General features: G+C 69.5%; 12 protein-coding genes and 1 pseudogene. 10 read left to right on the top strand and 3 right to left on the bottom strand.

From position 1 onward, the window contains the following. The coding region (locus GXZ33_RS03765; RefSeq protein WP_291339503.1) for an acyl-CoA dehydrogenase family protein at positions 1–613 on the top strand (613 nt) is incomplete at its 5' end. A gap of 51 nt (positions 614–664) precedes the next feature. On the opposite strand, the gene GXZ33_RS03760 is transcribed toward GXZ33_RS03765, so the two are convergent. Beyond that, positions 665–2878 carry a 3-hydroxyacyl-CoA dehydrogenase/enoyl-CoA hydratase family protein gene (locus GXZ33_RS03760; RefSeq protein ID WP_291339502.1) on the bottom strand — a complete coding sequence of 738 codons (2214 nt, stop codon included), beginning with the start codon at positions 2876–2878 and terminating at the stop codon, positions 665–667. A 159-nt stretch (positions 2879–3037) separates the two neighbouring features. On the opposite strand from GXZ33_RS03760, the gene rfbB reads away from it, so the two are divergent. The 8 genes from rfbB (at position 3038) to GXZ33_RS03720 (ending at position 10345) form a co-directional block, all read left to right on the top strand. Further along, positions 3038–4039, top strand: a complete 1002-nt coding sequence (rfbB, locus tag GXZ33_RS03755; protein WP_291339501.1) for a dTDP-glucose 4,6-dehydratase — start codon at positions 3038–3040, stop codon at positions 4037–4039. Beyond that, complete coding sequence (gene rfbD / locus GXZ33_RS03750; RefSeq protein ID WP_291339500.1) at positions 4040–5356, top strand: dTDP-4-dehydrorhamnose reductase; 1317 nt, start codon at positions 4040–4042, stop codon at positions 5354–5356. After that, positions 5353–6219, top strand: a complete 867-nt coding sequence (gene rfbA / locus GXZ33_RS03745) for a glucose-1-phosphate thymidylyltransferase RfbA (protein ID WP_291339499.1) — start codon at positions 5353–5355, stop codon at positions 6217–6219. The genes rfbD and rfbA overlap by 4 nt, the downstream gene beginning before the upstream one ends. A gap of 362 nt (positions 6220–6581) precedes the next feature. Next, positions 6582–7397: a glycosyltransferase gene (locus GXZ33_RS03740; RefSeq protein ID WP_291339498.1), complete on the top strand. Its 816-nt coding sequence runs from the start codon at positions 6582–6584 to the stop codon at positions 7395–7397. A gap of 30 nt (positions 7398–7427) precedes the next feature. Beyond that, positions 7428–8141 (top strand): glycosyltransferase family 2 protein, encoded by a 714-nt coding sequence (locus GXZ33_RS03735; RefSeq protein ID WP_291339497.1) that lies wholly within the window; start codon positions 7428–7430, stop codon positions 8139–8141. After that, the gene (locus tag GXZ33_RS03730) at positions 8142–8513 is read left to right on the top strand and encodes a DUF2304 domain-containing protein (protein WP_245631355.1); all 372 of its coding nucleotides are present in this window, start codon (positions 8142–8144) and stop codon (positions 8511–8513) included. Positions 8514–8516: 3 nt separating this feature from the next. After that, a complete protein-coding gene (locus GXZ33_RS03725) occupies positions 8517–9416 on the top strand; it encodes a thioredoxin domain-containing protein (protein ID WP_291339496.1) in 900 nt (299 codons plus the stop codon). 98 nt (positions 9417–9514) lie between these two features. Beyond that, positions 9515–10345 carry a cytochrome c biogenesis CcdA family protein gene (locus GXZ33_RS03720; RefSeq protein ID WP_291339495.1) on the top strand — a complete coding sequence of 277 codons (831 nt, stop codon included), beginning with the start codon at positions 9515–9517 and terminating at the stop codon, positions 10343–10345. Here GXZ33_RS03720 and GXZ33_RS03715 read toward each other — a convergent pair. Together GXZ33_RS03715 and GXZ33_RS03710 are read right to left on the bottom strand one after the other, a co-directional pair. Then, positions 10290–11234, bottom strand: a complete 945-nt coding sequence (locus tag GXZ33_RS03715) for an NAD-dependent epimerase/dehydratase family protein (protein ID WP_291339494.1) — start codon at positions 11232–11234, stop codon at positions 10290–10292. The genes GXZ33_RS03720 and GXZ33_RS03715 overlap by 56 nt on opposite strands. 24 nt (positions 11235–11258) lie before the next feature. Next, positions 11259–12095 (bottom strand): GDSL-type esterase/lipase family protein, encoded by an 837-nt coding sequence (locus GXZ33_RS03710; protein ID WP_291339493.1) that lies wholly within the window; start codon positions 12093–12095, stop codon positions 11259–11261. Positions 12096–12273: 178 nt separating this feature from the next. On the opposite strand from GXZ33_RS03710, the pseudogene GXZ33_RS03705 reads away from it, so the two are divergent. After that, a pseudogene (locus GXZ33_RS03705) lies at positions 12274–12467 on the top strand (acyl-CoA synthetase); the annotation flags it as partial.

The following is a 12467-nucleotide window of genomic DNA, read 5'->3' as shown; positions in this document are numbered from 1 at the left end:
GGTCGGCGCCTTCCTCGTCGACCAGTCCGCCCCCGGCTACCACGCCGAGACCATGGAGGGGAAGGCCGTGCTGCGCGCCATCCCCCAGGCGCTGATCACGCTCACCGACGTCCGCGTCCCCGACAGCCGCCGCCTGCCCGGCGCGACGTCGTTCCGGACCGCCGCCGGGATCCTCACCGGCACCCGTTCGGGAGTGGCCTGGATGGCCCTCGGCCACGCCATCGCCTGCTACGAGGCAGCCCTGGAGCACGCGCAGAACCGTGTCCAGTTCCAGCGCCCCCTGGCCGGCTTCCAGCTCATCCAGCAGCGCCTGGCGGACATGCTGATGAAGATCGTGTCGATGTCCCTGTACTGCCGCCGCCTGGCAGACCTGTCCGCACAGGGTGACCTGCGCCCCGACCAGGCCTCCCTGGCGAAGGTGCACAACACCCGTGCGGCCCGGGCGGTGGCGGCGGACGCCCGGGACATGCTCGGCGGCTCCGGCATCCTCCTGGAGAACCACGTCATCCGCCACATGCTCGACCTCGAGGCGATCCACACCTACGAGGGGACCGACAGCATGCAGTCACTCATCGTCGGCAAGTCGATCACCGGCGTCAGTGCCTTCCGCTGACCCGGAGCAGACGGAAGGCCTCCCGCCGGAGCGGGAGGCCTTCCGTCATTCTCAGTTGCCCAGCGGGCGGCGGGTGCGGCGCATGTGCTCGACGCGCTGCGCGTTCTCCGGGCGGATGAGCAGCCGGGATGCCAGCTCCACCTCGCGCTCGCCGAGTTCCTCCGGGGTGACGGTGGTGCCGGTGTAGAGCTCGGCCAGGGTGCGGGCGATGACCCGGTCGGTCTCGGTGCCGTCCTCCCAGGCCAGCGGCTCCGCATCCGCGGGGTGCAGCGTCAGGGGCGCGGAGCGCGGCGGCTCGTACCCCTCCGCCAGACGGTGCGCGAGGGCCAGGGCCTCCGCGATGACGTGGTCGGCGGACATGATGACGTGGTCGTCGGCGAGCAGGAGTCCGCGGGCGGCGGCCTCGTGGGCCCCGGCCGTGGGGCGGGCGGAGAGGATGAGGTCGAAGGCGCTGCGCACGGGGTCGTCGACACCGTTGAGCGTCATCCGCTCCAGGGTGCGCACGGTGCCGCCGAAGCCGGGGAACAGGCCGACGTGGCGCTCCGGGAAGCCCAGGCGGGCCTCGGCCTCGATGACGGCGGCGTCGCAATGCTGCACGAACTCCAGCCCACCTCCCAGGGCCGTACCCCGGACCGCGGCGACGACGGGGAAGGGGGCGGCCCGCAGCTGTGCGAAGGCGTCCGCCCCTTCCGCCAGCACCTCGTTGACCCGCGCGAGGTCACCCGAGGTGGAGGCCTCCGCCAGTCCCGACAGGTCCGCGCCGGCGGAGAAGATCCCCTCCAGCGGGCTGACGATGACGCCGGCCCGCGCATCCGGCAGCCCGGCGAGCTCGCGGACCGCCGCGAACACTCCGGAAGAACAGGAGCTGGCGGGGGTGTGCAGGGTGAGCACCGCGATCCCGTCGCCGCGCAGGTGCAGGGTGGCGTCGCCGTTGTCCAGCAGGAGCCGGGCGTCCGCGATGATCTGCGCGGGGGTGAGCACGCCCTCCCGTTCCCGGGGGGCCGTCACCTCGCCGTGGGAGCTGAGCACGGCACCGTCGTGCGGGTAAAAGCCCCCGGCGCGGGCGGCGGCCACCAGCAGGTCCGGCGCGTCCCCGCCGGCGTCCGCGTACAGGGAGATCAGGTGCTCGAGTCCGATGTCGTCGGCGAGCTGGAAGGGGCCCTTCCTCCAGCCGTAGCCCAGGCGCATGGCCGCGTCGATCTGGTCGACGGTGTCGGCGATCTCCGGGGCGGTCTCGCAGCAGTAGCGCAGCGTCTCCAGGAAGACGGCACGGCCGTACCCCCCGCCCGGGGAGTCGGTGTCCAGAACCTCGCGGGCGGTGCGGGCCCGGGCTGCAGGGTCGTCCACCTCGCGCCGCGGAACGTAGGAGCCCCCGCTGTAGACCTGCCCGTCGCGGTCGTAGAAGCCGACTCCGGCGTGGCAGCCGGCGTCGACGAGCTCCCGGAACACGGGCTCGGCGGTGACGTCGACGCGTCGGAAAGCATCGGTGTCAGGCAGATCCTGCAGCAGGCCTCCCCAGATCGGGTCGAGCAGCTGCAGGCCGATGTAGTCGAAGAGCCCGAAGACGCCGGTGCGGGGGACGCCGAAGGGGCGGGAGAACACGGCGTCGGCCAGCTCGGGGTTGACCCCGGTGCGCAGGGCGGTCATCGCGCCGGCCGCCATCCAGAAGGTGCCGATGCGGTTGGCGATGAACCCCGGGGTGTCCCGGCAGTCGATGACCACCTTGCCCAGCTGCACCTCGCAGATGTGACGCAGCTGCGCCTCCGTCTCTGCGGCGGTGTCCGGCCCGGCGACCAGCTCGAGCAGGCGCATGATGCGGGGCGGGTTGAAGAAGTGGGTGACGGCGAAGAAGGGGAGCATCTCCTCGTCCATGCCGGCGGTCAGCTCCGCCAGCGGGATGGTGGAGGTGTTCGAGGACACCAGCGCCGCGGGGTTCCGGTGGCGGGCGATGGCCCGGTAGGTCTGCGCCTTGACGTCCCGGTCCTCGAAGACGACCTCGATGATCCACTCTGCGTCGCCGATGGCCGCCATGTCGTCCTCGATGTTGCCCACCGTGATGCGCCCGGCGAACTCCGGGAGCATGAAGCCGCGGCGCTGCAGCTGTCTCTCCACGCCGGCGCGGGCGGGGGCGTCGCGGTCGCCTGGGGGCCCGGGAACGTCGAGAAGCAGGACGTCGAGCCCTGCGTTGGCGAGGTGGGCGGCGATCCCGGAGCCCATGGATCCGGCGCCGATGACGGCGGCCCTGCTGATCGGTGTCGTGGTCATGCTGCCTCCTGAAGTCTGTGTCGGGCCCGCCAGTTCAACGAACCGCAATTCGTGAGAGTAGTCACACATCAGGGGACTGTCAACGGTTAGAGCAGGCCAGGGCGGTGAACTGCTATTCGTCAGCTCGGCGCCGGCGGGAGCGCTCTATAGTGGTCAGACATGAGGACACTGCTGATCACCGGGGGAGCCGGGTTCATCGGCTCGAATTTCGTGCACATGACCCGGGAGAGGTACCCCGATGATCACGTCATCGTCCTGGACAAGCTGACCTACGCCGGCAACCGCGCCAACCTCGCAGGCACGGACGTCGAGTTCCTCGAGGGCGACATCTGCGATGCACAGCTTGTCGACGCCGCCGTGTCCCGCGCCGACGTCACCGTCCACTTCGCCGCCGAGAGCCACAACGACAACTCGCTGCGGGACCCGCGGCCGTTCGTCGACACGAATCTGGTGGGCACGTACACGATCCTCGAGGCGGTCCGCCGCCACGGGAACCGCCTGCACCACATCTCCACCGACGAGGTGTTCGGCGACCTGGGCCTCGACGACCCGGCGCGCTTCACCGAGACCACCCCCTATGAGCCCAGCTCGCCGTACTCGGCGACGAAGGCCGGTTCGGACCACCTGGTGCGCGCCTGGGTGCGCAGCTTCGGCATCGCGGCGACGATCTCCAACTGCTCGAACAACTACGGACCGTACCAGCACATCGAGAAGTTCATCCCCCGGCAGATCACCAACATCCTGGCCGGCCAGACCCCGAAGCTCTACGGCACGGGCGAGCAGGTGCGCGACTGGATCCACGTCGACGACCACAACGCCGCCGTGCACCTCATCCTGGAGCGCGGCCGCCTCGGCGAGACCTACAACATCGGCGCCGACAACGACCACGTGAACAACAGGGCGGTCATCGAGCTCATCTGCGAACTCATGGACGCCCCCGGCTACGAGCACGTCGCCGACCGCCCCGGCCACGACCAGCGCTACGCCATGGACTCCACCAAGCTGCGCACCGAACTCGGCTGGGCCCCGGAGTACACCGACACCGACACCGGCATGCGCGCCGGGCTGGAGCAGACGATCGCCTGGTACCGGGACAACGAGGACTGGTGGCGGCCGGCGAAGGAGCAGGTCGAGGCGGCCTACGCGGAGAGGGGTCAGTAGATGATCGAGGGATTGCAGGTTCTGGATCTGGCGGTCCACGAGGACGCGCGCGGCTGGTTCAAGGAGGCGTGGCAGCGCACCCGGATGACGCGGGAGGGACTGCCGGACTTCCGCCCCGTCCAGTCGAATGTCGTCCACAACGCCACGGCGGGCACCACCCGCGGACTGCACGCCGAGCCCTGGGACAAGCTGGTCACCGTGGGCACCGGCAGGGTACAGGGCGGATGGGTGGACCTGCGGGAGGGCTCCCCCACCTACGGTGAGACCCACACCGTGGAGATCGGCCCCGGCACCGCCGTGTTCGTCCCGCGCGGGGTGGCCAACGGCTACCAGGTGCTTGAAGACGGCACGACCTACCTCTACCTGGTCAACGACCACTGGTCGGCGGACGCGCAGTACGTCAACGTCTCCCACACGCTCATCGACTGGCCGCTCGAACCGGTCAACCTCTCGGAGAAGGACGCGGCGCTGGGCACTGAACTGCAGCCGGTGCCGCCCCGGAAGATCCTGGTCACCGGCGCGAACGGCCAGGTGGGCAGGGCCCTGCGGAAGGTGCTTCCCGACGCCGAGTTCCTCCCCCACGCCGACTTCGACGTCACCGCCCCACCGGAGCGCCCGTGGCGGCAGTACCGTGCCATCATCAACTGCGCCGCCTACACCGCCGTCGATCAGGCCGAGACGGACGCCGCCACCGCCTGGCACGTCAACGCCCGGGGGCCCGCGCAACTGGCCCGCATCGCCGCGGAGAACAACCTCACCCTGGTGCAGCTGTCCACCGACTACGTCTTCGACGGCGTCACCGACCGCCCCTACCGTGAGGACGACGCGATCGCCCCGCTCAACGTCTACGGCGCCTCGAAGGCCGCCGGAGAGATGGCGGCGTCCACCGCCCCGCGCCACTACATCGTGCGCAGCAGTTGGGTCGTCGGCGAGGGCCGGAACTTCGTCGACACCATGCGTGACCTGGCGGAACGCGACATCCGCCCGCAGGTGGTCCACGACCAGAAGGGACGGCCCACCTTCGCCTCCGAACTGGCCCGCGGCATCGCCCACCTGCTGGAGGTGGAGCCGGAGTACGGGATCTACCACCTCACCGGCGGCGGCGACGAGGTCGGTTTCGATGAACTCGCCATGGCCGTCTACACCGGCCTGCACCACGACCCGGACATGGTGACGCCGGTGAGCACGGCGCAGTACTTCGACGGGAAGGCGCATGCCCGGCGGCCGTCGATAAGCACCCTGGACACCGCGAAGATCGAGGCGACCGGTTTCGTGCCGCAGAACTGGCGCGTCGGTCTGGCACTGTATCTCCTATGAAGGGCATCATCCTCGCCGGCGGATCCGGGACCAGGCTGTATCCGATCACCAAGGGCATCAGCAAGCAGCTCATGCCGATCTACGACAAGCCGATGATCTACTACCCGCTGTCCACGCTCATCCAGGCGGGGATCCGGGAGATCCTCGTCATCACGACGCCGGAGGACTCGCCCGCTTTCCGACGTCTCCTCGGCGACGGCTCCCAGTGGGGGCTCATGATCGACTACGCCCACCAGCCCTCCCCCGACGGCCTGGCACAGGCCTTCCTCATCGGCGAGGACTTCATCGGCGACGACGACGTGGCGCTCGCCCTCGGCGACAACATCTTCGACGGCTACCACTTCTCCACCACCCTCGCGGACTGCCGGAACCCGTCGGGAGGCACCGTGTTCGCCTACGAGGTCTCCGACCCGGAGCGCTACGGCGTGGTGGAGTTCTCCGCCGACGGCCGGGCGCTGTCCATCGAGGAGAAACCCGCTGTACCGAAGTCGAACTACGCCGTCGTGGGCCTGTACTTCTACGACAACCGCGTCGTGGAGATCGCGAAGGGGATCACCCCGAGCGAGCGCGGCGAACTGGAGATCACCGCCGTCAACGACGCCTACCTGCAGGCCGGGCAGCTGCAGGTCCAGCGTCTGCAGCGCGGTGACGTGTGGCTGGACACCGGCACCTTCGACTCGATGAGCGAGGCCAGCTCCTACGTCGAGGTCATCCAGAAACGCACCGGAACCATCATCGGCTCCCCCGAGGTCGCCGCCCACCGGGAGGGTTTCATCGACTCCGCCACCCTCGAGGCCCTCGCGCAGCCGTTGCTCAAGTCCGGGTACGGGGAGTACCTGCTGGCGGCGGCGCGGGAGGGTTAGCGTTCGTCGCTGACGTCCGCGAAGGAGGCGACCTCCCGGCGCAACCACGCGACCAGCTCGTCCCCCCTCCTTCCGCGACCACTCCTCCGAGGCCGGGGCGTCCCACCCGGTCTCCCACTGGTGGTGGGAGCACCAGAACTCAGCCCAGCCGTACAGCCGTGTGGCCAGCTCCCCGGACAGACCGAGGTCCTCGGGGTACATCAGGTAATTGTCGGTCCCGTTCTCCCACAGCGGGGAGTCGGCTCCCCAGTCCGCGAAGAACCGGATCGTCCGCCGGGGGACAGAGTCGTTCTCATGCCGGGACATACCGCCGACACTAACGGACGGGAGCCCGCCACCTCCTGCGACTAGGATCTGACCTCATGCCGACGCTCGCCGCCCTCATCACCGTCTACCACCGCATCGTCCCGGAGGAACTGTCCGCCGCCCTGGATTCCCTGGCTACGCAGACCCGGCCGGCGGAGGAGATCGTCATCGTCGAGGACGGGCCCGTCGGCGCGGAGCTGCGGGCGGTGATCGACGCGTTCGTCGAGAAGCATGCCGAGGCACGCACCGTGGTCCTGGCCCGCAACCAGGGCGCGGGACCGGCGTCGGCGGCGGGCATGGCGACCATCGACGCGGAACTTGTCGGACGGCTCGACGCCGACGACATCGCCGCACCGGAGCGGTTCGCACGCCAGCTCGCGTGGTTCGAGACACACCCGGACACCGACGTCCTGGGCACCGCGGTCGCGGAGTTCCACGTGGACCCCTCCGAGGTCGTCGCCGTGCGCTCCCTGCCGGAGACCCATGAGAAGATCGCGGCGTACGCGAAGATCAACTCGCCGGTGAACAACCCGTCGGTGATGGTGCGTCGGGAGGCGGTGGAGCGTGCCGGCGGCTACCGCGACGTCCACCACATGGAGGACTACGACCTCTACGCCCGCCTGCTGAGCACGGGGGCGCGCTTCCACAACCTGCCGGAACCCCTGACGTACTTCCGCACCTCCCCCGCCCAGTTCGAGCGACGCACGGGCCGGGGCATGTTCGCGGCGGAGCGGCAGATGCAGCGCAACCTCGTCGCCTACGGGCTGGTGTCGCGCCCCCGTTCCTGGGTCAACCTCGTGGTGCGTACCGCCTACCGTCTGCTGCCGACGGGTCTGCTCACGGCCGCCTACTCCAGGCTGTTCCACCGTTGACCGATCGTTCGGGTTAGCATGATGGGCATTATGGATTCCCCCCGCCCCGTCCACCACGACTTCCGGGACACCTGGCTGATCATCCCCTGCTTCAATGAGGGGCCCGTGATCCAGGAGGTCATCGAGAACGCCCGCGAGACCTTCCCCAACATCGTCGCCGTCAATGACGGGTCCTCCGACGACTCCGCCGCCCGCATCCACGCGGGCGGTGCCCACCTGGTCAACCACCCGGTCAACCTCGGACAGGGCGCCGGCATCCAGACCGGCGTGGAGTACGCCCGCGCCCAGCCCGGCGCGAAGTACTTCGTCACCTTCGACGCCGACGGCCAGCACCAGGTCAAGGACGTCGTCCGCATGGTCGGCCGCCTCCGGGAGGAGCCGGTGGACATCATCGTGGGCACCCGTTTCGGCCGCCCCCGCGCCGAGGACGACCAGGTCCCCTGGATCAAACGGGTCGTGCTGCAGACCGTGGTGTTCCTCTCCCCGACCACCCGCCGACTGGGTCTGTCGGACGCGCACAACGGTCTGCGTGTGTTCAACAGGAAGGTCGCGGACGAGATGAACATCCGCATGAACGGCATGTCGCACGCCTCCGAGCTGGTCAGCATGATCGACCAGAAGGGCTGGCGCGTCGCGGAGGAGCCGGTCGACATCCTCTACACCGAGTACTCGATGAGCAAGGGCCAGTCGCTCATCAACGGCGTGAACATCCTCGCCGACGGACTGCTGGCCAGGAGGCTCTAGATGATCGCGACCATGGTGCAGTTCCTGCTGCTGGCCGCCACCCTCGTGCTGGCGTTCTACTTCATCACCAACCGCCGCAAGGCACGCGCGAAGGCGGGAGTGAAGCTCGGCTTCCTCGTGTTCATCATCGCGGCGGTGTGGGCGGTGCTGCGTCCCGATGACCTCACCGTCATCGCCAACTGGATCGGCGTCGACCGCGGCACCGACCTCCTGCTCTACGTCCTGGTGATCGCCTTCCTGTTCACCACCACGTCCACGTGGATCCGCTTCCGCGAGCAGGAGCTGCGCTACGCCCGCCTCGCGCGCGCCGTCGCGCTCCAGTCCCCCGTCCTCCCCGATTCGCTCATCGACGCCCCCACCCAGGAGAAATAACCCTTGTCCACCGCCCCTGACGCCCCCCAGACGAAGATCCCCACGCTCGCGTGGGTGCTCGGCGCCCTCATCGTCGCGATGGCACTGGTTATCGGATTCCTCGCGGGACGCCTGACCGCCCCGGAGCCGACCGCCGCACCGGAGGGACCGGGAGCTGCCGCCCCCGCGACCCCGGCCCCCGACGCCGCCGAGCTGGCCCGCCTGGCGGCAGAGGTCACCCCGGGCACCCGTGACGAGGGACCGACCCCCGGCCCCGACGGCCGTTTCGACGCCACCATCCACGGCCCCGGTGAGGAGATCACCTCCCCGGATGACGTCCTCAAGGTGCACCGCCGTGACGCGGACGACCCCTTCGCCGTCGGCGCGCTCGACGCCCCGGTGGTCATCTCCGAGTTCTCCGACTTCGAGTGCCCCTTCTGCTCCCGCTTCGCCAACACCACGGAGCCGGTGATCCTCCAGGAGTACGTCGACAAGGGTCTGGTCCGTCTGGAGTGGAACGACCTGCCCGTCAACGGCCCCATGGCCGAGGACGCCGCGAAGGCCGGCCGTGCCGCCGCCGCGCAGGGCAAGTTCCGCGAGTACAAGCACGCGCTGTACACCGGCACGAAGGACATCCAGGGCCACGCGAACAACACCATCGAGGACTTCGTCCGCTACGCCGAGGAGGCCGGGGTCCCGGACCTCGAGCGTTTCCGCGCCGACGCCACCGACGGCACCTTCGACGAGTCCGTCGCCGCCGCCCGGAACTACGGCGCCTCCATCGGCGTCAACGGCACCCCGAGCTTCTTCATCGGCGAGAGCTACGTCTCCGGCGCCCAGCCGACGGAGGTGTTCCAGCAGGTCATCACCGAGGAACTGGCCAAGGTGGCCCGCGGTGACGTGGAGGTGCCGGCACTTCCGTGACGGGTGACCACTGGCCTCCTCTGCTGTTCTGGGTGTTCATCGGCTTCTCGGCACTCACCGCCGGACTCGGCGGCTTCCTCCTCGGGCAGGCGATCTAGATGACCACAGTCGGACTCTTCGGCGCCCTGGTCGCCGGCGTCCTCGCCCTCGTCAGCCCCTGCTCGGCGCTGCTGCTGCCGGCGTTCTTCGCGTACGCGTTCTCGTCGATAAGTGCCCTCGTGGGGCGCACCCTCGTCTTCCTCGCCGGACTCGCCGTGGTGCTGGTGCCGGTGGGTGCCGGGGCGGGCACGATCGGTGCGCTGCTCACCGAGCACCGGGAGACGCTCATCCTCGTCGGCGGCTGGATCATCATCGCGTTGGGTGTGTTCACCGCGGTCGGCGGCGGTTTCCGCATCCCCGGTTTCAGCGGCGGTGCCCGTGGCACCGGACTGACGCAGGTGTTCCTGCTCGGCGCGGTCTACGGTTTCGCCGGATTCTGCGCCGGGCCGCTGCTCGGCGCGGTGCTCACCACCGCCGCGGTGTCGGGTTCGGCGCTCTACGGCGGGCTCATCATGGGCATGTACGCCCTCGGCATGGCGCTGCCGCTGTTCCTGCTGGCGCTGCTGTGGGACCGCCTCGACCTGGGCAACCGGGCCTGGCTGCGGCCCCGGGAACTGAAGATCGGGCCGGTGAAGACCACCGTGTGGGCGCTGGTGTCCGGTGGGCTGTTCATCGCGATCGGCTGGCTGTTCATCGCCTCGCACGGCACGGCGAACCTGCCCACCCTGCTCAGCCTCGACGCCCAGTTCGAGGTGCAGGCGTGGGCCCAGCGCACCACCGCCGCGGTCAGCGACGTGTGGTTCTGGTTCTGGGTGTCCCTGGCCGGGACCGTGCTCAGCGGGTGGCGGCTGTTCGGAAGTACCCGACGGTCTGTGCCACGCCGTCCCTGATCGGGGTCAGTGGCTCCCAGCCGAGGACCTCGCGGGCCCGGTCGAAGGACAGCGCGGAACGCGGCACATCGCCCAGGCGGGCGGGCGCGTACTCCGGGTTGTCGGGGGCGCCGGCGGCCTCGGCGACGTAGGAGTGCAGCTGACGGTCGGAGGTCTCCACCGAGGTGCCGATGTTGAAGCGCATCCCGGAGCCCCGGTCGCCGGACGCCAGGTAGAAGGCGCGCACGACATCCCCGACGAAGACGTAGTCGCGGGTGTTGCCGCCGTCGCCGAACACGCGGGTCGGTTCACCGGCCAGCAGACGCTGGGCGAAGATGGCCACCACGCCGGCCTCGCCGTGCGGGTCCTGGCGCGGGCCGTAGACGTTGGCGGGGGCGATGTGTGAGCAGTCGAGGCCGTAGAGGTGGCGGAAGGTGTTGAGGTACACCTCGCCGGCGTACTTGCTGGCCGCATAGGGCGAGTGGGGGTCGACGGGGGTGTCCTCGCCGACGGGGAAAGTGTCGGGGGTGCCGTAGATGGATCCGCCGGAGGAGGTGTGGACGATCTTGCGCACACCGTGCTTCCGGGCGGCCTCGGCGAGCCGGATGGTGGCGAGGATGTTGGTCTCCGCGTCGTGCAGGGGGTCGGCGACGGAGTGACGCACGTCGATCTGCGCCGCCAGGTGGAAGATGACCTCCGGGCGGTGCTTCTCGACGAGCGCGTCGAAGTCCACCTCCAGCAGGTCCGCCTCCACCACGGTCAGGCGGCCGCTGCGCTGCGCCTGCTCCAGGTTCTCCAACCGGCCGTGGGAGAGGTTGTCCACCACGACGACCTCATGCCCCTCAGCGAGGAGCAGGTCAACCAGGTGCGAGCCGATGAAACCGGCGCCGCCGGTGACGAGAGTGTGCATGCGCCCACTCTAACGCCCTGCGGTCTAGGAGGCGGCGATCACGTTGGCGACGTGCTCGTGACCCCGGTCCGTCATGTGGATCGGCATGTTGCCGGGGCCGGCGTGGAAGTCCAGGAGGCCGGACCAGCCGCGCAGGTGGTCCGGGGCGCACATGCCGCGGTCCCGGGTGGAGGGCTTCATGTCGAGGAACTGCGTGCCGGTCGCGTTGGCGAGGTCACGCTGCATGTCCTGCGAGAGCCGCTCCCAGTAGCCGACCTGCGGGGCGTAGGTGCGGTCGTGGATGTTGGCGCCGAGATGCACCAGGCACACGTGGTCGTGGTCGGTGATGGTGGCGTAGCCGACGATCTGGATGCGGGCGTTGGGGGCAGCGTTGCGGATGCGCTGGATCTGCGGGCGCATGGCGTCGACGTAGCGGGCGCGGATCTGCTGCTCGCTCTGGTTGCCGTTGTTGTAGGTGTCGTTGAAGCCGGTGGTGATGATGACACGGGCGGTCGCGGGCGTCAGCGCACCGGCCTGCAGGGCGCGGTCCACCTGCGTGGAGAACTGCGGGCCCGGGGAGATGGAGGTCGTGCCGGCGCAGGAGTAGTCCCAGGCGGGCAGGCCGAGCTTGTGCCCGGCGCGGATGCCGTAGTTGTTGGCGGAGGTCGGGCACTGCTGGAAGCTGCTGCCGGAGCTTTCCGACGACGCCGAGCTCAGCGAGGAGTTCGAGCTGAGCGATCCCAGACGGTTGACCAGGTACTCCGGGGTCGGGGTGTCCGCGATGATCGAGTCACCGAAGACGACGAGGTTGCGCTGCTGAGCGTCGGCGTCGGGGGCGGCGGCGACAACACCGGTGAGCATGAGCAGCGAGACCAGAATCACACGGAGACGCTGGTTCGCCAGGGACGTGAGAGTCGCAAGGGACGCAAGGGAGAGGTGTGGCATGCGTGTCACTTTAGCGCCCGGTGATGGAAAAAACACGACGACAGCGGGGGCCGGTGGAGTTGTTTAGGGTGTGGAAACTAGGGTGGGTGTACCCGATCCATAAGGAGCATTGAGCGTGTCCCTCGAAAACCGCGTCCGTCAGGCCGCCGTCACCGCGCGCGCCCTCGGAGCCTTCGTGCCGTCCGTGCTGCGCACCGGCATCCTCAGTTCCCGCGGCGGACTCGGCCAGGGAGCGGCACTGGGCCGCTACTGGTTCACCACCGCCCGCGAGGTCGAGCAGGGCAACCTGGCCACCCCGCACCGCGTCGC

Source organism: Corynebacterium sp. (assembly GCF_012838985.1).
GTDB lineage: Bacteria > Actinomycetota > Actinomycetes > Mycobacteriales > Mycobacteriaceae > Corynebacterium.
Note: the sequence above shows the minus strand (reverse complement) of the source record. Positions and strands in the feature narration are given on the sequence as shown.